At 41.9% G+C, this 25,794-nt stretch carries 14 protein-coding genes and 1 pseudogene; 7 read left to right on the top strand and 8 right to left on the bottom strand.

The window, feature by feature from the left end; genetic code table 11:
• Nucleotides 1-1,035: 1,035 nt before the first annotated feature.
• The 3 genes from sppA (at nt 1,036) to P5674_RS09670 (ending at nt 5,411) form a co-directional block, all read left to right on the top strand.
• Nucleotides 1,036-2,844, top strand: coding sequence for a signal peptide peptidase SppA (gene sppA / locus P5674_RS09660; protein ID WP_006619983.1), 1,809 nt, complete (start codon nt 1,036-1,038; stop codon nt 2,842-2,844).
• 298 nt (nt 2,845-3,142) lie between these two features.
• The gene (locus P5674_RS09665; RefSeq protein WP_006619982.1) at nt 3,143-3,454 is read left to right on the top strand and encodes an RNA recognition motif domain-containing protein; all 312 of its coding nucleotides are present in this window, start codon (nt 3,143-3,145) and stop codon (nt 3,452-3,454) included.
• Nucleotides 3,455-3,719: 265 nt separating this feature from the next.
• Complete coding sequence (locus tag P5674_RS09670; protein ID WP_006619981.1) at nt 3,720-5,411, top strand: hypothetical protein; 1,692 nt, start codon at nt 3,720-3,722, stop codon at nt 5,409-5,411.
• A gap of 128 nt (nt 5,412-5,539) precedes the next feature.
• Here the strand turns inward: P5674_RS09670 and P5674_RS09675 are convergent, their stop codons facing one another.
• Complete coding sequence (locus tag P5674_RS09675) at nt 5,540-5,833, bottom strand: hypothetical protein (RefSeq protein ID WP_006619980.1); 294 nt, start codon at nt 5,831-5,833, stop codon at nt 5,540-5,542.
• 186 nt (nt 5,834-6,019) lie between these two features.
• On the opposite strand from P5674_RS09675, the gene P5674_RS09680 reads away from it, so the two are divergent.
• Together P5674_RS09680 and P5674_RS09685 are read left to right on the top strand one after the other, a co-directional pair.
• Nucleotides 6,020-8,770: a tetratricopeptide repeat protein gene (locus P5674_RS09680; RefSeq protein ID WP_315669964.1), complete on the top strand. Its 2,751-nt coding sequence runs from the start codon at nt 6,020-6,022 to the stop codon at nt 8,768-8,770.
• 59 nt (nt 8,771-8,829) lie between these two features.
• A pseudogene (locus P5674_RS09685) lies at nt 8,830-13,610 on the top strand (tetratricopeptide repeat protein).
• Nucleotides 13,611-13,711: 101 nt separating this feature from the next.
• Here the strand turns inward: P5674_RS09685 and P5674_RS09690 are convergent.
• From P5674_RS09690 to P5674_RS09720, 7 genes are all read right to left on the bottom strand, one after another.
• The gene (locus tag P5674_RS09690) at nt 13,712-15,655 is read right to left on the bottom strand and encodes a glycosyltransferase family 2 protein (RefSeq protein WP_126277514.1); all 1,944 of its coding nucleotides are present in this window, start codon (nt 15,653-15,655) and stop codon (nt 13,712-13,714) included.
• 90 nt (nt 15,656-15,745) lie between these two features.
• Nucleotides 15,746-15,883 (bottom strand): hypothetical protein, encoded by a 138-nt coding sequence (locus tag P5674_RS09695; protein WP_157888714.1) that lies wholly within the window; start codon nt 15,881-15,883, stop codon nt 15,746-15,748.
• Between the two features lies 1 nt (nt 15,884).
• Nucleotides 15,885-16,847 carry a glycosyltransferase family 92 protein gene (locus P5674_RS09700; protein WP_162270053.1) on the bottom strand — a complete coding sequence of 321 codons (963 nt, stop codon included), beginning with the start codon at nt 16,845-16,847 and terminating at the stop codon, nt 15,885-15,887.
• A 76-nt stretch (nt 16,848-16,923) separates the two neighbouring features.
• Nucleotides 16,924-19,365, bottom strand: a complete 2,442-nt coding sequence (locus tag P5674_RS09705; protein WP_006619975.1) for a methyltransferase domain-containing protein — start codon at nt 19,363-19,365, stop codon at nt 16,924-16,926.
• On the bottom strand, nt 19,307-20,416 hold the full coding sequence (locus P5674_RS09710) for a hypothetical protein (protein WP_006619974.1): 1,110 nt from the start codon (nt 20,414-20,416) through the stop codon (nt 19,307-19,309). The genes P5674_RS09705 and P5674_RS09710 overlap by 59 nt, the downstream gene beginning before the upstream one ends.
• A 44-nt stretch (nt 20,417-20,460) precedes the next feature.
• Entirely contained in the window at nt 20,461-22,608 is a 2,148-nt protein-coding gene (locus tag P5674_RS09715; protein ID WP_315669965.1) for a sulfotransferase, read from the bottom strand.
• 116 nt (nt 22,609-22,724) lie between these two features.
• On the bottom strand, nt 22,725-23,816 hold the full coding sequence (locus P5674_RS09720; protein WP_315669966.1) for a glycosyltransferase: 1,092 nt from the start codon (nt 23,814-23,816) through the stop codon (nt 22,725-22,727).
• 148 nt (nt 23,817-23,964) lie between these two features.
• Between P5674_RS09720 and P5674_RS09725 the strand changes: the two genes are divergently transcribed.
• Nucleotides 23,965-25,557, top strand: coding sequence for a tetratricopeptide repeat protein (locus P5674_RS09725; protein ID WP_006619971.1), 1,593 nt, complete (start codon nt 23,965-23,967; stop codon nt 25,555-25,557).
• Nucleotides 25,511-25,783, top strand: coding sequence for a tetratricopeptide repeat protein (locus P5674_RS09730; protein ID WP_231851953.1), 273 nt, complete (start codon nt 25,511-25,513; stop codon nt 25,781-25,783). The genes P5674_RS09725 and P5674_RS09730 overlap by 47 nt, the downstream gene beginning before the upstream one ends.
• Nucleotides 25,784-25,794: the final 11 nt, after the last annotated feature.

The raw sequence follows: 25,794 nt of genomic DNA on the forward strand, positions 1-25,794 counted from the left end.
AGCCGACTACAACCGCGCTATTGAAATTAACCCGAATTATGCTCTAGCCTACAACGGTCGGGGTCTTACTCACCGCCGCCAGGGAAATTATGAAGCAGCCATAGCTGACTACAACCGCGCTATTGAAATTAACCCGAATTATCATAATGCCTACAACAATCGGGGTTTTGCTCACCGGAGCCAGGGAAATTATGAAGCAGCCATAGCCGACTACAACCGCGCTATTGAAATTAACCCGAATTATGCTCTAGCCTACAAAAATCGCGGTGATGCTTACAAGGTTTTAGGAGAAAAGCAAAAAGCCGGTTCCGACTGGCAAACCGCTGCTAACCTCTATCGAAAACAGGACAATAATGCCGGATATCAAGGAGCTATGAACAGCCTGAGAAGCTTGCAGTAGGCTGAGAAACTAGGTTTCTTTGAGGGGCTTTGGTCAAATCCATGAATCACAAAAAGTGTATTTTGTCAAGGGGCGGATTTTCCAGCGCCACAATTTTCGCCAAAATTGGTGCATCGCCAAAGTCAAAATTTACCCCATTACCGCCCAAGTGCCACCATAGAATCAGGCTTACAGAGGATATTTTGGTGAGTTGACAAAACCCCAGTGGATTTTTATTTTTTCAAATTTACCACAACCCCCATTCTGTCGTCAATTATTTAAGAATAAGTAGCAATAAAAATGTAATGAATATTTACAATTTTTTAAATATTAAAATTATTCTCCTAAAAACATTAAATTAACTTATGTTTGCCGGGGTTTGGGGAGGCAGGGGGTTGACAATTTCGGGAAAATCTTTATATGCTTATTATAAAATTGAGATATTGCTAACAAAATTTTGACAGCATATGCAAAAAATATAACACATACATTTGAGGATATCAGCAAAAATAGGATAATGTCAACCCCTAAGCTAAAAATTGATATGGAAGTGTTTTGAGTCGATGGTGGCTGATCCAATATAAACTGTGGTATTTTGTTATGATTAACCCCAATGCAGCCAGAGCAAACCGTCCCCGGCTGGGTAAGAGCTAGTCATGAAAGAGTTTCTGAAATATACCCTAGCCAGTGTAGTTGGCAATTTACTGGGACTGTTCCTAGTCATCACATTTGGCATGGGGGGAATCGCGTTTTTAGTAGTAGTTAGTGCTTCGAGGGGTACACAAACAACCCTAAGAGATAAATCAGTATTGGTGCTAGACCTGTCTGTGGGTATAGCGGACACAGCACCGCCGCCAACACCATCGATCGCCATAGGACAGACCCTGAGAGAAGATCGGGCTAGGTTCTTGCCATTGCGGGTAGTCCTAGAAACTATTGAGCGGGCGAGTAAGGATGATAAAATTGTCGGGCTGTATCTGCAAGGCAGTAGTGGTACAACTCCCACAGGGTTTGGGAATTTAAAGGAAGTCCGTCGGGCTTTGGAAGGGTTTAAAGAGAGCGGTAAAACTATTATTGCTTATGATACTGACTGGACCGAGCGTGAATATTACCTGGGTTCAGTAGCTGATCAAATCATTATCCACCCCATGGGTACGGTGGAGATGAGCGGGTTTAGTTCTCAAAGCGTCTTTTTGGCGGGAGCCTTGGAACGGTTCGGGATTGGGGTACAGGTGACGCGGGTTGGTCAATATAAGTCTGCTGTTGAACCTTTTTTGCGCCAAGAGATGAGCCCGGAAAATAGACAGCAAATGCAGCAGTTATTGGGAGATTTGTGGGGTGAGTTTACCGGGGCGATCGCATCTAGTCGCAGTCTGACTACAGCACAGTTGCAGCAAATTGTGAATCAGGACGGATTTTTAATGGCTGCAGATGCGAAGGATCGCGAAATGGTTGATCATATCGCCCATAGAGATGAAGTGGCCGCTAAACTGCGCGAATTGACCGAAGAAAAGGAGGAGGGAAGACAACCTTTTCGACGGGTGGGGATCCAGGAATATTCGAGAACTCCTCAAGTTAAGGGAAGTTGGGCTGGTAATCCCAACAGTCGCAATATCATTGCTGTAGTCTACGCTGATGGTGAAATTGTCGATGGTCGCGGGGGGATTGGTCAAGTTGGCGGCGATCGCTTTAGCGAAGAGTTACGCAGGCTACGGGATAATGATCGGGTCAAAGGAATTGTCCTGCGGGTCAATAGTCCCGGTGGTAGCGCTACCGCTTCCGAGGTCATCGCACGAGAAGTACAATTGACCAGAGAGGAAAAACCCATTATAGTTTCTATGGGGAATGCCGCCGCTTCCGGTGGTTATTGGATTGCTATGGGGAGCGATCGCATTTTCGCTGAACCCACTACGGTCACTGGTTCCATTGGTGTATTTGGACTGCTGTTTAATGCTCAGGATATTGCTAACCAGAATGGCATTACCTGGGATGGTGTGAAAACCGGACCCTTTGCTGATCTTAATTCTATCTCCCGTCCCAAAACAGACCAGGAACTACAGAAGGTTCAGCAGATGGTTGATTTCATTTATCAGCGGTTTGTCTCTTCCGTCGCCCAATTGAGAGATTTACCACAAGAGGAAGTTTTGGAAATGTCTCAGGGTCGGGTTTGGTCGGGGGTACAAGCTGAAGCCTTGGGGTTAGTTGATCAGTTGGGGGGTTTACAAGATGCGATCGCTGCTGTAGCCGAAAAAGCCGAACTGGGTGATGATTGGAAACTCGCCGAATATCCCAGAATTCCTAGTTTTGAGGAACGTTTGCTAGAAAGCCTGCGAACCGAAGCCACCCAAGCAGACCCTCTGACCAGGGAACTGCTCCAACTCTATCATGAGTTATCCGTGCTTAGGCATCTCAATGATCCTAGGGGAATATATACCCGGTTACCCTTTAACTTACAGATTGATTAGATCCAACCCAATGATCGTCGTGTGGGGCGGGTTGACGACAATTCCGGTGGAGAAATTTAATTGACTGCGGAGGCGCGCCCCTACTAGGATATGCCGACCAAATCTTAAATTTTTCTAAAAAAGTAATAATACCTATTCCCAAATAATCAGTTAAGGTGCTAGACTCTAGTCAATGGAGAATTAAGTATCGGTTGTAGTATTTTTGTTTCAAGTATCAACGAGTTTTTCACGTTCAATGCTGGCAAGTTTCTCTCCGAGAACCTCACTCCCTACGAAACTCTGGTTTTGGAGATAATTTATGTCGATTTACGTTGGTAACCTGTCCTATGAGGTTACAGAAGATGATCTAACTGCTGTGTTCGCAGAGTATGGATCAGTTAAGCGTGTCAAACTACCCACGGACCGAGAAACCGGACGTATGCGTGGTTTTGGCTTCGTAGAAATGGACACAGAAGCTGAAGAACAATCAGCCATTGATGCTCTTGATGGTGCTGAGTGGTGCGGTCGTGATCTGAGAGTCAATAAAGCCAAGCCTCGCGAAAATAGTGGCTCCTTTGGCGGCGGCGGCGGCGGTCGTCGTGGTGGCGGCGGTTACTCTCGTCGGTCCTAAGGGTCTCACTTCCTCACTTCTTTTAATAAGTCTTACAGCTTATCTAGCAATTTCGCGTTTCAGCTTAATAATTGTTAAGAGTTAGTGCTGTGCAGTCGTGCGCTGTCAACATTGTGTTGAAGGCTTTGAGAGATACCTTTCCACGTCTGGGGTAACTGAATTATTCCAGATTGTGCAATACTCAGAAACTTTCTGAATTACTAAATTACTAAGTTAATCAAAACCCCTCATTGTTGTAGGGGTCTTTTTTTGTTTCCATGGAAATATGAAAAAATATACAACATCCCAGACCCTATTTTGGCTTTTCCTCAGCATGAGTTTAGCCAGCATTTACGGTATTCTATCGCTAAAACAAGCCTTTGCGGAACCCAATTTAGTCCATAATGACGCAAGACAGCACATTTTTTGGATGTTGCGGTTCATTGACCCCAACCTGTTTCCCAATGATTTAATAGCCGATTATTTTCAATCTGTAGCTCCCCGGGGATATACTATAGTTTATAAACTAGGTATTATCTTAGGAATAAACCCCTTTGATTTAGCTAAAATTATCCCACCAATTTTAGGATTATTTGTTACTTATTATTTTTTCAGGTTATGTCTTGAGATTTTACCAATTCCAGCCACAGGATTTATCGGCTGTTTAATCATCAATCAAGCCTTATGGTTAAAAGACGATTTAGCATCAGGAACACCCAGAGCATTTATTAACCCGATTTTCATCGCCTTTTTATACTATCTAGTTAGACATTCTCGGCTGGGTGTTTGTGTCACAGTAGCAGCTATTGGCTTATTTTATCCTCAGTATGTTTTCATGGCTGCTATAATGCTGATATTGAGAGTTATTAATTGGCAAAATCGCAGCTTTAAGCTAACCCAAAATAACCGCGATTATCAAATTTTAGCTTGGGGTTTATTGGTCGCGTTCATAGTATTACTTCCATATATTATCACCTCCTCAGAATTTGGTCCGACCATTACTCGCGCCGAAGCCATGAATTCTCCCGAATTTTTCGAGGGGGGACGGAGCAGGTTTTTTCACGATAATTTTATGGATATTTGGTTCACCGGAAGACGTAGCGGAATGTTTCACAGTTCCCTATTTACCCCCGCTACTCAATGTGTGGCTTTATTACTGCCATTTTTACTAATATTTCCGAGACAGTTTCCCCTAGGGAGATATATTACACCCCAGGTTTGGGTATTATTGCAATTATTCATATCATCGGTTTTGATGTTTTTTGCATCCCATGCACTTTTGTTTAGGCTACACCTTCCCGGTCGATATACTGAGTTCAGTTTTCGGATTATTATTGCGCTTTTAACAGCCATATCTTTGACTTTAATATGGGATACACTCCTGAGAGTCTTTAAACATAACTACGGCTATAGATTTTATCGATATTTGGCGGGGAGTCTTATGGCTATTATGGTGGGAATTGTCCTATTATATCCGGCTTTCGTGCCTTATTTTCCATTGGTGAGATATGAAAAAGGTAGAATGACAGAAGTTTATGATTTCTTCCAACAGCAACCCCCAGATATTGTCATAGCTTCTCTGTCAGCAGAGGCTGACCAACTGCCAACTTTTGCTCAAAGAACTGTTTTGATGGCGCGAGAATATGCTATCCCTTATCACTTGGGTTATTATAATCAAATTTTGGCGAGAACTTTGGATATGATTAATGCTCACTATACGGATGATTTGCAGACACTTCAGGATTTTATTAATCAATATAATGTGGATTTTTGGCTGATTGACCCGGCGGCTTTTTCGCCTGAATATATTAAAAATAATCACTGGATGCTGATTTTTTCGGAAGGTCAAAAAGCCTTAAATTTACTGGAAAATAATTCGCAATTTGCTTTATATCAACAGGTTAATATATGCAGGGTTTTTGAGCAGCCTAATTGGTGGATTGTTGATGCAAAATGTATTTTAAATAACCCAGGATGATGAGTTAATAATGTTTTGATTGCCGTTTCAGTAATCATGCCATAAGCCTGCGAAGTACCTCTCCCCGGTGAGAGGAATTTAGGGGGTGAGTAATGTTTAGTGCGATGGCTGCTTGGGGTTATTGTGAATTACTCAGAACGTAAATCTTGAGTAATCCGATCGCAGTTTAATTGCTCTAAATCCTCTGGTGGAATATCCCATTGGGTGGCGGCATTTTGGCGCATTGTACCTACCAGACTATCAGCTTGTTCGGGAGTTAAAATACCCTCTTGTTGAGCAGTTTCTGCGGTGATACATATACCCAACAAAACCCCGGCAGCCGCACCGCCAATACCTCCGATCGCCGTACCTCCGACAAAGCCAATACCACCACTAAATAAGGCAGTAGCAACGGCAATTAAGACAACATGAATGGTTTTCATTATCGGTTATCCTCTCTAACAATTATCAAAATTTAGCAAGATTCTCAGCCTATATCAATCAATATTATATGAAAATCGAGACGATGATGGATCAAAGTTGAGTAAATGGGCAGGGGAGGACTATAATTTTTGGGTAAGATAGCGCTAGGCCTGTTGTAGACTGCGACAGGGAAACTGGGAGTGGGAATGAGTGTTGAAGAGTTGTTGAAGTTGGCACAGGATAATTTAAGCCAAGGAAACCAAGATCGGGCTTTTGCTATTTGTCGAGAAATTATCAGCCAACAGCCTAATTGTGCCATTGCTTATCAACTACTAGGCAATATTCAAGAAGATAATGGCCAATTCATAGCGGCCATGGGGGCTTATACCAAAGCCTTTGAACTTGCACCTAACCAACCTATTAGCTATGCTTACCTTGCCCAAGTATATCGGAATATGGGCTGGTTTGATGAAGCTATTTCATTTTACCAACAGGCGATCGACCTCTCTCCTAATTGGGCAGATTTACACTATCATTTAGGGATGACTTGGCATTGGCAGGGTAATATTGAAGGGGCTATTGGCTGTTACCAAAAAGCGATCGCCTTAAACCCTAAGCTAGGTGAGGCTTATTTAGATATGGCGCTGCGGTTAAATGAGCGGGGGGACATTAACACAGCGATTAAAGTTTTACAAGAAGGCCGAATTAACTGCCCTAATTTTAAGGAAATTTTCAACACTCTGGGATATTTGCAATTACAGCAAAATCAGATAGATGAGGCGATCGCTATCTTTCAAGAAGCCCTAAGTATTGACCCAACCGAACCATTAGTATATAATAATTTGGGTTGGGCTTTCGCTCGCCAAGGAAAGCTGAGTGAAGCGATCGCCGCTTACCATAAGGCAATTAGCCTGAAACCAGATTTAGCTATTGCTTACAGTAATTTGGGTAAGTTGTGGCAGCACAAAAATAACCACCGACAAGCAATCACTTATTTTCAAAAAGCGATCGCCATTGAACCGGATAATATCATGTTCTATAGCGACTGTGGGAATTCTTGCCTAATCATAGGTTGCCTATCTCAAGCCATGGCTTGTTTCCAGAAAGCGATCGCCATTGACCCCAAATTTGTGCAGGGTTATATCCAACGCTTTAATCGGGATGTTATCCTAGAAACAGGTTCAGATGAACTACTACAGGCACAAATAGCCTGCGCCCAGTTTTTGGAAGCTCTGCAAAAATCCGATTTGGAATTGGGGAACTCTGAGAACTCCCAGGAGTCTGATCATAGTGTAACTGAGGTGCCAGATGCGGTTTATAACTACCTAGAAGCTACCTATAGTCATTTGGGTAATACCCTAAATCAATATGGTGAGTGGGATGCAGCAATTAGGTATTATCAACGAGCATTAAGGATTAAACCTCAAAAAATACAAACTTACCTGGATTTAGCATCCTGTCTAGCTAAACAGGGAAGGTTGCAGGGGGCAATAACAGTTTGCCATACTGCCGGGGTGATTGAATACTCCCCAGAAGTCTATTGGCTTTTGGGGAGTTTACTTGAGTTACAGGGACAGTGGGAATTGGCGATCGCTTATTATTCAAAAGTCTTACAAAACGGAGGAACAGCAGAGAAGTTAACTACTGTTTCGCAGGAGTGGCGGGATAGCGGAACTATATCGACCGGAGAAATTCCCCGACCACAACAGCCACCCCAAGGAGTTTATCAGAAAACCCAGGCATGGCTACAGGCGAATAATATAGACACCAGCCACTATATCCCGATTCCAACGGTAGGACAACAGCTACCCCCAACAGAGTTAGACTTAGACAATGTAGGGGGAGAGTGCGGCGGTTTAGATTGTAGCCCTTGTCGAGAGCGAATTTTTGCGGGATTTGAGGTGAGCAATTTAGGTTATGGTATTGAGAGGCGAGTGGCAGATGCCAAGACTGTAGAGGTTCCCTTTGAAACCTTTGTGGCAAGTATTCCCCAGGGACGGTGTTGGATTGTCCCCCAAGAAAATAACTGGAAAGTCTGTCGGGCGATCGCTACCATAACACCGGATAATCAACTGTTAGCGGACCTGTCACGGGAATATCCCGCCCCCCTTCCGGGTTGTACTAACTATAATCCCGAAAAACATTGGATTTTTCGCCAAACTAAACTTTGTCCCCCCCAAAATATTGATGGGACGGTGGCGGTATTATCAGGACTTTCGGGACATATCTATTTTCACTGGATGGTTGATATAATGCCACGGTGGGAATTAATGCGACGGGTGGGGGTAGACTTTAATCAGATAGATGGGTTTGTGGTCAATAGCGCCTTGCTACCGTTTCAGCGGGAAACTTTGCGGCGCTTGGGTATTGCGGAATCGAAAATTATCGAAAGCGATCGCTACCCCCATATTCAGGCGCGACAGTTGCTAGTCCCCTCGTTTGCTTCTCCGACGGGATGGTTGCAACCCTGGGGGGTGGACTTCCTGCGAGGAACTTTTCTCCCGCTGGCGACAGGTGATAATCATGATTACCCTAATCGTATCTATGTTAGTCGTGCCCAGGCTAGACATCGACGGGTTTTGAATGAAGAACAGGTGATGGCGCGCCTGAGTCGGTTGGGGTTTGTGCGGGTGCTACCAGAGAAACTATCATTTTCCCAGCAGGTGGCATTATTCTCACGGGCGGAAATAGTTATCGGTCCCCATGGGAGTGGTTTAACCAATTTGATTTTCTGTCAGCGAGGGGTGAGGGTGATTGAGTTGATCTCCCCCCATTATGACCGCCATTACTATTGGGTGATATCTCAGGCTTTGGGATTAGAGCATTATTCCCTGACTGGGGATGGGTTTTCCTGTTACCCTTTGCGATCGCTAATGTACCAAAATCCCTTAACTGAGGATATCTGGGTCAATATGACCGGGTTGGAGAAGATTTTAGAGAAGTTGGAAATTAGATAAAAAAAATTTTGTGATCCAATCACCATAAACGAGTACAATCGAATCTTGGGAATTAAAAAATGAGTCCGTCTGATCTGAGCCAAACCATGCAAGCTAAAGAGATCCTCCAAAAAAGTGTCCAGTTCCTGCAACAACAAGCCCAAGCATATCTTCAACAAGGACAGGTTGATGATGCTCGTAAGGCTTGTGAACAATTATTGAAAATTCAACCTACCTCGGCGGTGGGGTTTAAGATCCTGGGAGATGTCTCCTTGCGAGGGGGAGATATAGAAACCGCCAAGCAAAACTATACGAAGGCCCTGGAACTACAACCCAACTGGGCTGAAGTTTACGCCAATTTGGGTAGCCTCTATGCGCGATCGCAACAATGGGAACAGGCTAGTGCTGCTTATCAAAAGGCGATCTCGATTAAACCAGAATTTGCTGGGGCTTATCGGAATTTGGCTAAGGTCTGGACTCAACTAAATCGCCCCTTAGATGCTATCCGAACTCAATATAAAGCCTACACCCTAGAACCTCAAACTTTCAGCGCTCAAGAACATCTGGCTTTGGGTGATGGTCTGATGCAGCAGGGTATGGCGACGGAAGCACAGGCTTGTTATCAAAATGCGATTAATCTTAATCCGAGTTTGGCGGCGGCTTATCAAAATCTGGGGGAAGCCCTTAAACAACAGGGTAAATTGCCGGAGGCTGCTACCTATTTTCGGAAGGCTATTGAGTTGAATAACCCAACTCCAGCAGTTTCTAACCCGGTGGATACTTTGGCGGCGGCGGTGTCAACTCCTCAAGATACTTTAGCAGCGGCAACTGCTGCGGGGCAGGTTCCTCAGCCTGATGTGTTGGTGGTGGGTCAATCTCCACAAGTTCCTATGGAGACGGGAATGGGGGTTCCTATTAGTCGCCCGGTTAACCCGGAAACGGTTTTACAAGAGGCTAAGGCATTCTGCGCTATTAAAAAATGGGAACAGGCGGTTTCGGCTTGTCAGAAAGCATTGCGACTTGACCGGAATTTGGCGGAAGCCTATAAAATTCAGGGTAATGCTCTGCAAATGTTGGGGGAAATGGAGGCGGCGGTGCGCTCCTACAATAAGGCTCTGGAAGTTAAGCCTCAATTCCCGGAAGTTCATGCGAATTTGGGTAGCTTGTACGCCCAGGAAGATCGCCTGGAAAAGGCGGTTTCCTGTTATCAACAGGCGATCGCTCAAAATCCTAATTTTGCCGGGTTCTATCGCAATTTGGCTAAGGTTTTAGAACGTCTGGGACGAGAGGGTGAAGCCTCTATATGTCTGGAAAAAGCCTATACTTTGGAACCGACTAAGGCTACCCCGGAAGATCATCTGCGTCTGGGAAATACTCGCCTCGGTCAGGGTAAGCTCGATCAGGCTTATGAGAGTTATCAGCGGGCTTTGGAGTTGAATAAACAACTGGCTCCGGCTTATTATGGTATGGGTAAGGTGAAGGCTTCTGAGCAGGCTTGGTCAGAGGCGGAGGCGGCTTACCGTCAGGCTATTGAACTTGACCCGAAATCAGGAGTTTTTTACCAGGGTTTGGCTGAGTGTTTGGCTGGTAAACAGGACTTTGATGGGGCGATCGCTCTGTATGGTCAGCTATTACAGCTTAATCCGAATTGGGCGGCGGGATACTACCAAATTGGGGAACTTCGCAACCAACAATGGAATTTGTCGGAGGCGGAGGCGGCTTATCGTAAAGCGCTGGAATTGGACAAAAATCTGGCGGCTGCCTATTATGGGTTGGGTCGGGTATTGCTGCGACAAGAACGTTGGGCTGATGTGATTCCGGTTCTGGGTCAAGCAATGGCTTTGGATGCTTCTGGGGCGGATTTTGAGCTGTGTAAGGGTTTCGCTGATGCTCTGGTACAGACGGGACAGCTAGATGAGGCGATCGCTTTCTATCAAAAAGCTACGGATTTGGCGGCGGATAATGCTGAGGTTTGGCAAAAGTTGGGAGACCTATGGCGGGATAAACAAGCGTTTGATCAGGCTATTGAGGCTTATCAAAAGGCTAATGAGTTGGACCCTAATTTGTTCTGGTCTCACAATGGTTTGGCTGATGTGCTGTTTAAGTTGGAACGCTGGTCGGAAGCGGTTGAGGTTTATCAAAAGGCGATCTCGATTAAGTCGGATTATTCCTGGTCCTATAACAGTTTGGCGGAGGCTCTGGTTAAGTTGGAACGCTGGTCGGAGGCGACTACGGCTTACGGAGAGGCGGCGCGGTTGAATCCAGAGTTCCCCTGGTCTAGTTATAATTTGGGAGAGGTTTCGGTTAGACTTCAAAATTGGGAAGAGGCGGTTAAGGGGTATCGCGCCGCCATGGCTGTACAATCGGATTTACCTGGGATTCAACAAAAACTGGCTGATGCACTGCGAGAACGCGCTAAAGGTGATTTAGATGAGGCTCTGGGGTGTTATCTTCAGGTGATGGAACAAGAACCAGATAATGTGGATACCTATCATAAGGCGATCGAGATTAAGCCTGATGATTCTGAACTCTATGTTAAGTTGGCTGATACTCTGGCTCGACAAACTCAGTTGGATGGGGCGATCGTTTTTTACCAAATGGCTCAAGACCTTGACCCTGACAATAGGGCGATCGCTTCTCGCCTACAACAGGTGATTGAAAAAAAAAATGACGGGTTAGAACTATTCATTCCTCAAGAAACTTTCGGGGAAACTCCAATTCTTCCTACTCAGAAAAAATCCCGTCCATCTGAGCAACGGTTTCCCATTGACCAAGAAAGTTATGAACATTGGCTGAGGGAAAATTTGCCTAGACCCGCTGACTTACGGCAAATGTCTCAGGCGGTTAATTATCTCGGATATAAGCCGCTAATTAGTGTGGTTATGCCGGTATATAATACCCCGGAAAAGTTCCTTAAAAAGGCGATCGAATCAGTTACTAACCAAGTTTATCCCTACTGGGAACTGTGTATTGCTGATGATAATTCCAGCGAACCTTGGATTAAACCTCTTCTCAAAGAATATGCCAGAAAAGATAACCGGATTAAAGTTGCTTTTCGCACCGAAAACGGTCACATTTGCGCCGCCTCCAATTCGGCTTTGGAATTAGCCACAGGAGAATATATAGCACTATTAGATCATGATGATGTCATTACCCCAGAAGCACTCTATGAGGTCGCACTGGTACTTAATGAAAATCCCGATGCTGATATGATTTATTCCGATGAGGATAAATTAGACCAATACGGTCAGCGAGTGTTCCCATACTTTAAGCCAGATTGGTGTCCTGACTCATTTTTAGCACGGATGTATACCTGCCATTTAGGAGTATATCGCCGGGAACTGGTTAATCAAGTAGGTAACTTCCGAATTGGTTACGAAGGTAGTCAAGACTATGACCTAGTTTTGCGAGTAACTGAGAAAACTAATAAGATTTTCCATATCCCCTTCTCTACAGTTGGCGACAGCATAGCGGTTCCACCGCCTACGACCCCAACAGTAAACTCTACGCCTATATAGCAGCAGAAAAAGCCCTAAATGAATCCTTTGCTCGTTGCCAAGAAAAGGCGCGAATCGTTTCCGATCATGAGAATTTCCCCGGTCAATACACTGTTCGCTATCACATCGAAGAACACAAACTTGTGAGTATTATTATCCCGACTCGCAACCTGGGAACCACTCTCAATCATTGCCTACAATCAATTTTTGAAAAAAGCACTTATCCTAACTATGAAGTGGTGGTCATTGACAATGGCAGTGATGAGCAAGAAACTTTCGATATTATCAACGCCTGGAAACAAAAAGAACCCCAACGCTTTAGCTGTTACGAGTTTGATGTACCGTTTAATTACCCCCAAATTAATAACTATGGGGTAACTAAAGCTAGGGGCGATTATTTACTGTTTCTAAATAATGACACAGAGGTATTGACCCCCGACTGGATAGAAGCCATGGTAGAACAGGCTCAACGTTCCTCTATTGGTGCTGTCGGTGCTTTGTTACTCTATCCTGATGATACGATTCAACACGCTGGCGTTGTCCTGGGAATTGGCGGGGTAGCGGGTCACAGCCATAAGGGTTATCAGGCTCATCATTTGGGTTATTATAACCAACTGGTAACGGTTAATAATTACTCCGCCGTGACGGGAGCCTGTTTGATGTGTCAGCGAGAGGTTTTTGACCAGGTTGGTGGGTTAGATGAAGAGTTGGAAGTTGCATTTAATGATGTGGATTTCTGCTTAAAGTTAGTGAGCCGAGGATATCGGAATATTTATCTACCCCATGTGGTTTTATATCACTACGAGTCTAAGAGTCGTGGTTATGAGGATACGCCGGAAAAAGAAGAACGGTTTAAACGAGAATCTAAAATCATGAAGCAGCGGTGGAGAGATGTACTCAAGAATGACCCCTGCTATAACCCTAACCTGAGTCGCATACGACAGGACTATGGTATTCGTCTGAGTAATGATGAAAATCAGGTGGTAGCGATATCAATGTCTGAGGATAGGGAGGCGTTTTTAGGATGTGCGATCGACTCACCCAAGCTACACCAGCCTTTTAATGAGGAAAATATGCTGATTCAGGGATGGGTGATTGGTAAGCACTCTCCAGCTAAACTAATCAAGTTTATCTGTGGCGATCGTGTCATTGGCGAATCCAAAATGAACCAGGAGCGTGGTGATGTCGCTAAAGTATTTCCAGATGTCTCCCATGCTATTGATAGTGGCTTCGTCAAAACCATTGATGTCAGTGAAACACCCAGTGAAGTAGAAATTTTGATTCTAGCTACCATGGAAGACGGGAATGAGATTCCTTTGTCAACATTACACCTGCGACATGGTAGCTCAGATGATGATTATTGATATTCTCCTTCTCCCCCTAGACTAACCTAACAGAAATCGTGGGATTGTGGATCCCACGATTAGGTATGCCTGTAATTGCATTTTTAAAGAAGTGAACTCCACTATAAATCATCTACAATTGTCATCAGTTTTTGCTTATATTCTTTCAAACTGGTTCTAATGGATTCTAAGTTTGAAAAACTACTCATCTCTGTCTTTTGTGATTGGGCAAACAAATAAGAATCTATCAATCGACTTTTTAATTCTGGAAATAAATTGTAAATATCTAAGGTTTTTATTTCTGCTTTCCAGAGAATACATAAAAAATCCATAAATCCTGGTTTTACTTGATAAACTTCCGCCTTATAAAAATTAACTATATTATATTTAATTAGCTCAGATATCACATCATAAAAATGTAAATCTGTGAAAATATTGCAGTGAGTATCAATGTAGACTTCTTTAGATTTTTCGGCTGCCAATATCAGTTGATTAACATCTTTAGGAATGCGAGAAAGTGACTTACTGTTTATTTTTCCAGCCCAAACATCAGCCGGTTTCACCGGCTTATTGTAGTATTGAGAGTTAAATACATGACGAAAAGCTGGTTTTTCTAAGTTGTTTAAGTTGTTTTCTAAGATTTCACCCAGGCTTGTCAAGGGTTTCAAAAAATCAAAAGTATAACGTTTATCAGGGATTATTAAAAATACCAAACCAGTATCAGTTAATAAATCAGCAATTTGATTCAGAAAACCAATCATATTGGGTGTATGTTCAGTTACATGGGAAGCTACGATATAATCGTATTTTACAGGTATATCACTGAGAGTCATTTCTGACAAATTATAGGTCACATCCACTACAAAATTAGGATTATGACCAGCAGCCCGTTTTGCCAATTCCTTTAACTCTTGTGTAGTTCTATAGTCTGCATAGTGCATTTGTCCTTGATTTGGCGGCACAAAAGGCCTATCAAATGCTCCAATTTCTAGACCAATGCTAGTTTTTACATCTACTAGATTTTGCAGTATACTTTTATAATATAAAAAACGCTCATTCTCTCTGGGATTTTTGATTTCTAAATTTACCTTTGGAGGGTCAGATTCAGGTTTATCTAAAGGTCTGGAAGATGGGTTATAAAGACGATCATACCTTTGAGCTTCGGACTGAATAAATGCCATAAATTTTTGATCATACTGCTGTTTTCCTCCCAAGGAAGCATAGATTGATGAAACGTGATTTTCTAGTTCTATGATTCGAGTCAAAATATCATGGTTTTCTAATGTGTTACTATAAGAGTTATGACTATCAAAATCTCCGGGTTTTAGACGGCTTTGGGGTGAACTTTCATCAACGGTAGCTCTTCCCCTAAGTTTTCTACATTTATACTCCTGCAAAGACTTAGACTGATAGTGGTTAATCTGTCCAGGTTCATGATTAATATAACCTTGCTCTCTAATATGTTCTCCAGTTGGGTTGTTGCCAAATTTTAATTCTGTCCCATCAATATGAAAATATGCTGATCCAGGCTTTAAAACAGGTATGTGAATGTCGCAGTTTTGTATAGCGTCAATTTTTGATATACATTTAACGTGTTTGTGAACTACATGATTACTAGGAGCGCATTTGACAAATCTTTTAGTTACCAGTTCTGGGAGATACTCATTTTTACAGCCAGATCCAAACATCAGCCAGTTAAACAGGATACTGTCTGCTCTGTTTTCAAAGGACTTAATGCAGTCATGAATCGACTTGAAATTCTTTAAAACTAAAAACTCGTCCATATCTAAAAAACAAACCCATTGAAATAAATCCTTTTGAGTTTGAATGACATGGTTATAGGCTGATTGCTGAGGTGGCTGACCGGGTACTCGTGGCCATTGTTGAAACTTACATAACCCTAACGCTGCTAGTTTTTGAAGCAGATACAAACTATCATCATGACTATCGTTGTCATAAATTATGATTTGATCAAAGCCAACAATCAATCGATGATAAGCTATCCATTCTACTAAATACGGAGACTCATTTTTGGCGGTGGTACACAGAATAGTTTTAGAACTCATTGACTTGATTAAATGGGTGAGGTTAAACATTTTAATAGCATCATTATACTTAATACTTGTATGTGATTATAAGCCAGCCACTTTTATGAATCAATAGTTAAGATATTTCCCATTAACATTAATTAGTCCCATGATATCAGATGAGTCAAAACTTTCCGTGTCAGGCAATATCATGGCTCTGACAATTCCCTTGGTTTCCCCATTATTCCAGTTAACAGAACCTTTCATTTTAAACCATAAGTGAGTTATCCTCAATATGATCAAGCCAAGACTTAGATTTATCAAGTTCCTTTTGAATTTCTTGTAATTGTTTAAAAGACCTCTTTAGCTTATTATTAGCAGAATCTATCATATCATATTTTTGATAGTCAAACACCAACTGATTAGGGGTTTTATATTGCTGATTTAGTAGCAGTTCATAGTTAAGAACACGTTCACGCTCTGCCAAAGCATTTTTCAACTGAGGAAGAAAACGTTGAATTGTTAAATCTTCTACGTCATTGCGATCATAAGCCTTAAATAACTGCGGATTTCTGGGTTGCAATGTAGTAGGTCTCCCGCGCCTAGTCTTATAATCACCATCTTCTTGTGAACGAGTTTTATAATGATTAATCCGCAGCTTTTTTGTAGAAGATATGTCGGTGCGAGATCCTCCTAGTAAAGGTTGCTTAGATTCAGTTACAGGTAAACCATCTAAGTAGGTAAACTCATGAGGTGTTCCAGCCGAACCTAATGTTTTTTCAGGACGAACAATAGATTTAACAACTTGATGAGATTGAAAATTATCTGGAGCGCGTTTTGTATAGTTCTCTATCTGTAAGCCTTTAGGTCTTTTGATATGACCAGAAGAACCAAAACACAGCCAATTGACTACAACTCCTGGATAATCTTTAAACTCTTCTAAAACTTCTCTTACATCGTTTTTTTCAGTAGCAAACAGAAACTCATCTAAGTCAATAAAGGCTATCCACTCGGATTCTCTACCATAATGTTTAAGGCAATGTTCAAAGGCAGGAATTTGACCGGGATGTAGGGGCCAGTCGTGGAAAATTACCTCACCAGTTTGAATATAGGGGATCACAATGTCTGTAGTGTTATCTACACTATTATTGTTATACAAATAAAAACGTTCAACACCAACTAGCTTATGAAACTCCAGCCATTCCATCAAATAACAGCCTTCGTCTCTCATAATGGCACAGATGCTTAACTTACATTTGTCTCTCATCAACTTTTTCCTCGGCGAAATAAAAACAACTATTTAGTGTTTAATCTTTGTATAAATCCACTACGATAGACAAGGGTCGACGGGGGGTTTTGACACGATTATCATGATCAGGAGTTCGCATGACATATCCTTTAGAATAATCAATATCATGCATCACTGGCTGACCATTGGTGTCATAATAGTGCAACCAATTGGCTTGACAGTTCCGCAGGGGTGATAACTCAATCAGCGATCGCAGTCTCTCATAAGTCGGTAACCAAACATGACCTCCTGGAGTTACCCGTTTACGTTTAGCATCCCATTTTCCTCCCCCCTGAGGATCATAATAAGGTTCTCCTTCATCATTTTTCCAGCATCGATTAATCAAATAATCACATCTATAATCTGGAACTGAAATCCGAATAAACCCTCCAGACTTCATCACTCGGTAAATCTCAGGAAAGGTCACAGCCAACAAATCGGAAGGTTCTATATGTTCTATAACATCCTCAGCTTGGAAACAGTCCACTACTTCATCGGGAATGGGCATAAGTTTGGTTAAATCATGTTTAATGTGCCATTGATCAGAACGATAATAAGCCAGCCCTGTCCATCCATCCTCTTTGGCTTTGGGAGACAGAGAATCAGCATAGAGGCGGATGGGACTTTGTTTGAAAATCCTAGCCCAATCTGAATCCGTGGATTTAAAATTCGGAGGTTTAACCCACCAGTCAGTTTGGCGTTGTGGATGAATTCTGCGATTATATTCCCAGTTTTGTAATAAATGATGAACGCGATGGTAATAAGGTCTTTGGGCATCATCTAACATTAGTATGCCGCCTGTTTTTAAGATTCTGATCGCTGTTTGAGCGCACCGAACTCGGTTGCGTCCATCCACTAAAATCAGATCAAAAGATTCGTCCTGAAAATCTTCACAGACTCCATAATAGGGAAGAGATATTAGTCTGAGGTCAACTGGGTTACAATTATCATAGTTATCTAAGTCCCGCTTCACCCTATCATACCATTCTCGATTATGTTCTATCGAAACTACATTTTTGGTATAAGTTGAAAACCATACTGTAGAGCCACCACTTCCAAATTCTAAAACCCGAGCATGGGGATTTTGCTGCAAAAATTGTTGCAAAAATTCAACGGCTCCATTCGCCAGTAAGGGAGGCTTGATTTGTGGTCTTTGGTTAAGCTGTATCATGGGTTTAAGGTTGTGATTATCTTGAGGTAAGTATCCAAATTCCTTCATTAAATCATAAATTTCAGGTCTTTGAGCTAATTTTTGGGTAACATAATCTTTCTTTTTAGGGTCTTTGTTCCAAACTCCAATTTTATCTTTTTCTAGGGGTTTAATCTCCTTGATTGATTTCAAATAATCAGGACTAATTGGCTGAAAATGTTGCCAACATTCAGAAAATGGCTTGTTAATATCAAATCCAAATTTAACTGCTATTTTTTCTTGGATGGCATTTGGGTTAGTTACCAAGTCTTCATATTTAATCCATAGGACTCGCTCATGTTCTTTAACTTTGTTTAGGATTAGAGCATTGTCAATCCATCGTTTCGGATCTTTAATCCAAGGCTCACCAGGCTTTGCTCCATGTTCGGAGACCAAGACATCTCTAGGATCGCGAATCATAAAAATAATAGCTGCATCCTCAAGATCTAAAAAATGGTCAGCTTGGACTTTTTTATGAGATAGTCCTTCAGGACTTGGAAAAGTACCAAAAGTAATTTGATTCGGATTACTTTTATTGGGTATTGGTATATCTTGTGCTGTTAATACATGGCTATTTTTAAATCCTACACCGCATAAAAGCAACATGAGTGTATTTCCAGAACGAGGACATCCCCGTATATAAACTCGCCGAATTGGAATGGATCTTGCAGACACTATTTTCCATAATTGATAAACTATATATTGAATACTAGCAACTATTTCCTTCTCCCTATTAGAAGTTGGTTTAAGTGTATCGAACTGATCCATCAACTGCTTAACTTGGATTTTAACTCTCCATAACTTATCTTGATTTTCTTTCAGGCTTATTCTAGTTTGGAAAAGCTTTTCTTGATTTTTTTCTAAAATTGCTTCTGTTCTATAAAGCTGATTTTGAGATTCAGCCAGCACCATTTTCATTTGACTTATACAAGCCTGAGAATGAACGGCAATAGCTATAATCTCCTGTGATAATTGATCATCTTGATCTATACCTTTGACATTAGCTAAATCTAATGTGCTGGAATTAAAGCTAGACATTGCTGTTAATTCCTTTTTAATTTGAGATAAACGATTTTCCATTCTTTCGATTTTTTCCATTTTAGGTATTCCATTAATTGTCAATGATTTTAATTTATGAAGATTATCAGCCTTTATATCTAATGTTATGGGCTGATTAGTAATTAACGAACTAAACGAACTATTGGTTATTAATTTATCTTGTTTTTTTGCTGTAATAATTATAAACTTGTATGTCAACTGAGTTATATTCATGACAAAATTCCACAAATTCTGAGTTACTAAGTAACTCGTTTTTGGATATTGCTGGCATCACATTTTTGTTTTCCATATGTATTTCTGGGTTTATATTCAAGCCAATCAAATTTATATAGTCGCTAATAAATTGAAAATAGTTTTCGGTAATGCCTACTAAATCGAAATCTCTCAAGATATCAATAATTTCAGCAGGTTTCAAATCTTGATTGAGTTGAAAGTATCGAGATTGATTATTTGCAAATATACCTCTATAGTCACATAAAACTTGGATGATATCTTCAGTATTATGAAGATTTTTGTGTCTAATATCTAATGACATTTTTCTAATTTCTTGTGGATGATTTTTGAAAAACTCAGATTCTACGTCATTGCTAATATAAATTACCCAATTTAAGTGAGATATTAGTTGCTCAATGGGGTCCATCAGGATGGTTACAAGATAGTAATCTTTACGGTCAAAATTTTGGTTAAAATCTTGCAGTCTTAAGTGACCTGAAATAAAGTCAAAAGTTTTCAATTTATTTAAATTATGAAAACTGTCTCTATTTTTGTAATTTTCACAATGTTCTTCTCCACATAAATGAGTTCTCAAAAAATGATTAAAGGAAGTACCTGCAGTTTTCGCAACGTGAATAAAAAATGTTTTTTTCACCGATTTATGCTCATAATGATTGACATCAAGCATGACAACTGGAACTCTGGTATGGTTTTCCAGGACGACTTGTAGACAAAAATTTTGACTTCCCAATAAATTTTTTTTTAAATCTAGCTCAAATTCAAAACCACTAGATTGATAATTACTGATATCTGGATAATATTCAGCAACTTTTGGTCGATGAATATTGACATGGCTTTGTGCAACAATTTGTTGTTCTTTTACCATTTCAACTGCAACAGCAGGCATTTTTTTTCCCAAAACCCACCCACATACATTGATTGTATTACTGAAAGCCACTAGATTTGATTTGGGGGAGTCAAGTACAAATCCTAAGATCAAATGATTATCGTATTTCAACTGATGGACATGGATATTTGTAGCTATAGTCATAGTCACATTATGTTAGATATTTTGACCAACAAGGGATGAGAACCTTACTTCTGTGTCACTAAAGACTTGACAGCGATCGCACGTTTGATAAGTTGTTTCCATGGTTCAGAACTCGTTAGAGAAGCTGTGTCAAACGGAACCCCCTTTTCCTTAGCAAACTGGCTGAAATTCTCCAGCCAATGACTGAGAGTTTCGGTTTTTGACTGGGGGGAATATTTAACAGATCGCTGTAAACATTGAGCCATTGTCTCCAAATCTCCTACCTGATAAGCACACCAAGCATCCCAGACAAAAAGCTGATATTTCCGTTCCTCACTCTGTTCACCAGCCGAATTAGCAACTATTTTATAAAACTGTAACTTTTCAGCTTCTAATTGTGCCTTATTCAGTGCTTTTTGCGACCGTTGTAACTCCTCTTGGGTTTGCTGTAGTTGATGTTGAGATGATTTTAACTCCTGTTCAGTACCCTGCAATTTAGCCTGATACTGAGCGATCGCTTTTTCCATCTCATTTTCCTGTTCAATTGATTTTTCCAAAAGTCGTTCCCACTCTTCCAGTTGATTCTTATACTGGGTTTTTTGTTGCTGACTTTCAGCTAAATACAATTGACATATCTCCAAGTTCCCTTGAGTTTGATGTAATTGTATCAGAGTTCGCTGATGATTTTTCTCAACCTGGTTAAGTTTAACCAGAGACTGACTCAATTGGATCTCAGTTTTCTCCAGTTGTGGCTCAAGTCGTTCTAATTCTGCTAGATACTTATGTTGTTGAAACTCCGCATATTCTAGTTTACCTTGGGTATCATGAAGTTGAGCAATAGTTCGGACTCGGGTTTTGTTCCCTTGTTCCAGTTTTAGCCTTGATTGACTCAACATCATCTCAGTTTTCATCAGCCGAGACTCAGACTCATTTAGTTGAGACTGTAGTTGATGTTTGTGGCTTAAAATTTCTCGGTTTTGTTGCTCCGACTGTTCCAGTTCTTCCTGCGTATGGTGTAACTGGGATTGATATTTCATCACATCCCATTGAGTTTGACTTAACTGTGATTTGGCTTGATCGAGTTCTTCCTGAACTTGGCTAAACTGCGATCGCAATACTGTCAATTGACTGTGAGACTCCTGTAAAATCGACTCAGTTTTTTGCAGTTGGGTGTGAGTTTTTTCTAAAATCTCTTCCGTTTGTTCCAACTGAGACCTTAACTGTTCTACAATCGACTCTGTTTGCTGTAGCTGAGACCTAGTTTCTTCCAATTCATCGCGAGTTGGGTTTAACTGAGACAGAGTTTCTTCCAGTTTAGCTTGAGTCCCTTCTAACTCAACCCGGAGAGACTTATTTTCGGCTGCGGACAGTCGATAATTCGCCCAATCTCTGAAGGCCCAAGCCATATAGGGAGAAGACTTAATCTGATTACTCCATGATAAATCTGGAGTTTGATTAGGATGCCATCCCCGACTCTCTAGTTCCTGATACATTTCTATGGCTTCAGGAAAATAATAATCGATTAAGCTGGGACGTTGACCATCTTCTGAACTATTCGTTTGCAGTAGGGAGGCATCATAAACAGCCGGAGAAGGATTAGTTAAATTTATCCCAAATTTATGATTGATTTCTGCTACATATTTATCTTGATATTTAACAATCGTTTCAATATTTGCCAACAAACACTTATCACCATATTTATTATAAAAGTCTAATACCTTCTGGTTATAAAATACCCAATATTTAACTGCTAATTCTGGCTGACTTCTAAAAAGTTCATCTCCTCGGCGGTACAGAGAATCTATCACATCCCAGGGAGAACGGTAAATCAACAGAAACCTAGCATCAGGTAATAACTCCGCCCAAAAATCTAAAAATAGCGTCGTCCGAGGTTCTTTCCATCCCCAAATATGACTCAGAGAATTTTTGTCGACAATGGCATTAGCTCGGTCGATAAACTCTTCGGGAACATCTAGGTTATCTTGTAATGTCCAACCATCTACATTAACACCCTGCGATCGCAATAAATCTAGGTGAAATTCAAAAAAATCAATATTCTCAAAGTAGCCTTTGGGGTTAAACTCGGTTCCCTGCATTAGCCGACGACCAATGTGCAACCCAGCACTTTGCAATAATGAAGCGGTCAAGGATGTACCTGAACGGTGCATTCCTGTCATAATTAAAACCTGGGATTCGCTCTTTTTATCTGGCATGGTATAAATGTCGGTTTATCTTTAGTTTATAAGTGAATGGCAAATATAGCGTTTATTAAGGTTCATAACTGACTAGCTACCAACCCGGACAGCCTAGCCCGCCAGTCCGTGGGAGTTTACCATAAATCATCGAGATGGTTCAGGATTTCCATAAATGCTGTCCGTTCTTTGATTAAACCATGTTCAGCGACCGTTTGAAAGGCTGCTTTTTTGACCAGAGACTTCCGCACCTCAGAAAAGACGATCGCCTCTTTGATGGCTTCTAACAGCCCTTCCACAGTATACTTGGGTCGCAGACAATTGTAACCAGGAAAACAGAAACACCGATTCCCAATACAATCTGGACAGATAGTTAGTGTCCCCATGGCCATAGCTTCCAGGGCGGGAAGGTAAAATCCCTCTCCCTCTTCGCGGTTAGGCAGGAGTATCGTCATTTTAGCACGGTTGAGGTACTGTAGATAATCCCTTCTGGGAATTAGGGATGTCAGTAGTTGCACCCCATAGCCCATTCCTGCTAACCTTTGTTGTAACTGTTCGCCTAGTTCCGGTTGTTTCAGGGCCGAAATCAGGATTTCGATATCCCGTTGGGGGTCGGGTCGGGGTTCGGGGAAACTACTGGTATCTAAGCCATTGGGGATAATAAACACGGGTCCATTGACCTGACGTGATTCTGCCAGATAGGTTCCTACTTCTGGGCTGACACAAATGCGGATCGCTTTATGGTTGAGAAACTGATAGCGAGGATTATCTGGGTAGGCGTGCCGGATGTGCTGAATTAGATTAATAATTGGTATGGGGGAGTTGTGGCGCTGGGTGGCTGGTAAAAATTCCCAGTCCATACCGTCCATAAAGATAATTTGGGGATCTGATAGCGGTTTAGATAAAATTAGTTCCTTGTCAATATTGAACCAGGGGTTATTAGCATCGATCGCACTTTCGGGAGAAAAATAAATCTGGGGTAGGTAGTCCGGGGAATCGAGAATATGATTAAAATAATCCCAGACCTTTAAATGACCTCCGGTTAGTCCCCCATAATCTCGATAAAATAAAATAGATTTTCGCTGTGGTGAGCTAGGTGGTATAATTGCGGGCGATGGACTACCCTGGGCTGGTAACTTTTCCATCTGCTCAGAGATTTGTTCTAGCCAGGACTGCGATCGCTCTAACTCAGAGTCGATTTGCTCTAATTTTTGGCGGTCAAATTCCATAAATTATGTACAATTGGGAGGGATGGCTCGATTCAGTAGGGGGATGGGAACATCTAATTAAACTCTGGGTCAGTCTCTAGGGCGGGTCATAACCAACAAATATCAATCATCTGTTCTTCCATATCAAAATATAGTAAAGAAACCGAACATGAGCGTCACTTCCTTCGACACAGCCAATCAACTCCTAAGAAAAGGTCAGCTAGACGAGGCGATCGCATCCTATAATCAGGCGATCGCAGAAAGTCCCCAATCGGCTTGGTATTATCATAACTTGGGGGAAGCCCTCAGCCAACAGGGAAAAATAGACGAAGCTATTGCAGCCTATCGTCAAGCTACCGAACTTAACCCTAATTCTGCCTGGTCTTATGATAATCTGGGAACCCTCCTAAATCAACAGGGTAACTTACCAGAAGCCGTTAGTTGTTTCCGCAAGGCTATTGAACTTGACCCAGATTTCTCCGAATTTTACCACAATTTAGCCCTAGTGCTGATTAAAGAAGGCCGCCTAGAGGAGGCGGTTTCCCTATTACAAAAAGCCATTGAGTTAAAAGCCGACGATGCCGAATTATACCACAGCTTGGGTAAAGCCTACCAGCAACAACAGCAATATTCGGAAGCAGTTACAGCCTATCGTCAGGGGTTAGAATTAAACCCTTATTGGTCCGACTGTTATCTGAGTTTAGGTCAAACTTTGGAGGCTTTAGGAGAAACCGAAGAGGCGATCGCCTCCTATCGTCGCTCCTACGAACTTAATCCTAGCCTATCAGAAGCCCTGCCCAAATTGCAAACAGTCCTAGAGTCCCAAGGACGCTGGGAGGAATTAGCCACCCTCTACCGTCGCTGTTGTATTGTTGATCCTAACTCAGCCACCAGTCATAAATACCAGGGGACCGCTTTAGCCAATAGTGGAAAGCTATCAGAGGCGGCGGAGAGTTATCAGAAAGCCTTAGAGTTAGACCCGAATTTGGTAGAAATTCTGCAACCCCTAGGACAGGTTTTAACCCAATTAAATCAATGGGAAGCCGCCGTTGACATATTCCAAAAAGCCACCCAAGTCGATCCTAACTCCGCTTCATTCTACCATCAATTGGGGCAGGCTTTAGCTAAATGCGATCGCCTCTTAGAAGCACTCGCCGCCTATAAACGGGCTTCAGAATTGCATCCCACTTCCACCCCAGTCCTGTTTGATTTAGGTCAGGCCTTGACTAAACTTTACCATTGGTCCGAGGCGATCGCCACCTATCAAAAAGCCTTATATCTTAATCCCCCCAACCAGGCTGAAATTCAAACCCATCTACAGGAAGTCCAGGACAAACAGCGCCACCTAGACGAGGAAATCGCCGCCTATAGCGACAGCCACGAGTTTCATCCTAATTCTAGCGAATCCTACGAAAAATTCGCACAGTTTCTCAGAAGCAAGGGAAAAATTGAAGATGCGATCATAGGATTTCACCAAGCCTGTATTCTCAATCCTCAGTCAGCCGTAGCCCATCATCAACTAGGTTATACCCTCGCTCGTGGTCAACGCTGGGATGAGGCAATTCTAGCTTATCAGAAGGCGGCCGAACTTAATCCCTACTCTCCCCATGTGCAATATCACCTGGGAGAAGCCTTGGTTGAGGAAGGACGGTTAGACGAAGCGATCGCTCATTTTAAACAGTCCATCACCATTGACCCAGAATTTGAAGAGGGTTATGATGCTCTCAGGCAGGCGATCGCAAAAAAAAAAGGTAGCCTCTAAAACCGATCCGATTTCTCATTATCGGCATTTACTCCAAGCCAGTCCCAACAACCCTGATCTACATCAGGAGTTGGGACAGCTTTTGCATAGCCAGGGTCAAACCCAATTAGCGATCGCCCATTATCAAAAAGCCATAGACCTTCAGCCAGGACCCGTTCACCTGTGGTTTTATCGCAATTTGGGAGAAGCCATGTTAACTACTGATCAACATTTTAGGCTACCTTAGCCAGAGTTTCC

Origin of the sequence: Limnospira sp. PMC 289.06 (assembly GCF_032350395.1) — a bacterium.
In the GTDB taxonomy this organism is placed as follows: Bacteria; Cyanobacteriota; Cyanobacteriia; order Cyanobacteriales; family Microcoleaceae; genus Limnospira; species Limnospira platensis.

Excerpts from the sequence above, each read along its gene's own strand:
- P5674_RS09665 (WP_006619982.1), top strand. The coding sequence starts at position 3,143 with ATGTCGATTTACGTTGGTAACCTGTCCTATGAGGTTACAGAAGATGAT.
- P5674_RS09725 (WP_006619971.1), top strand. The coding sequence starts at position 23,965 with ATGAGCGTCACTTCCTTCGACACAGCCAATCAACTCCTAAGAAAAGGT.
- sppA (WP_006619983.1), top strand. The coding sequence starts at position 1,036 with ATGAAAGAGTTTCTGAAATATACCCTAGCCAGTGTAGTTGGCAATTTA.
- P5674_RS09680 (WP_315669964.1), top strand. The coding sequence starts at position 6,020 with ATGAGTGTTGAAGAGTTGTTGAAGTTGGCACAGGATAATTTAAGCCAA.
- P5674_RS09715 (WP_315669965.1), bottom strand. The coding sequence starts at position 22,608 with ATGCCAGATAAAAAGAGCGAATCCCAGGTTTTAATTATGACAGGAATG.
- P5674_RS09675 (WP_006619980.1), bottom strand. The coding sequence starts at position 5,833 with ATGAAAACCATTCATGTTGTCTTAATTGCCGTTGCTACTGCCTTATTT.
- P5674_RS09730 (WP_231851953.1), top strand. The coding sequence starts at position 25,511 with ATGATGCTCTCAGGCAGGCGATCGCAAAAAAAAAAGGTAGCCTCTAAA.
- P5674_RS09670 (WP_006619981.1), top strand. The coding sequence starts at position 3,720 with ATGAAAAAATATACAACATCCCAGACCCTATTTTGGCTTTTCCTCAGC.
- P5674_RS09720 (WP_315669966.1), bottom strand. The coding sequence starts at position 23,816 with ATGGAATTTGACCGCCAAAAATTAGAGCAAATCGACTCTGAGTTAGAG.
- P5674_RS09710 (WP_006619974.1), bottom strand. The coding sequence starts at position 20,416 with ATGACTATAGCTACAAATATCCATGTCCATCAGTTGAAATACGATAAT.
- P5674_RS09705 (WP_006619975.1), bottom strand. The coding sequence starts at position 19,365 with ATGAATATAACTCAGTTGACATACAAGTTTATAATTATTACAGCAAAA.
- P5674_RS09690 (WP_126277514.1), bottom strand. The coding sequence starts at position 15,655 with ATGAGTTCTAAAACTATTCTGTGTACCACCGCCAAAAATGAGTCTCCG.
- P5674_RS09695 (WP_157888714.1), bottom strand. The coding sequence starts at position 15,883 with ATGAAAGGTTCTGTTAACTGGAATAATGGGGAAACCAAGGGAATTGTC.
- P5674_RS09700 (WP_162270053.1), bottom strand. The coding sequence starts at position 16,847 with ATGAGAGACGAAGGCTGTTATTTGATGGAATGGCTGGAGTTTCATAAG.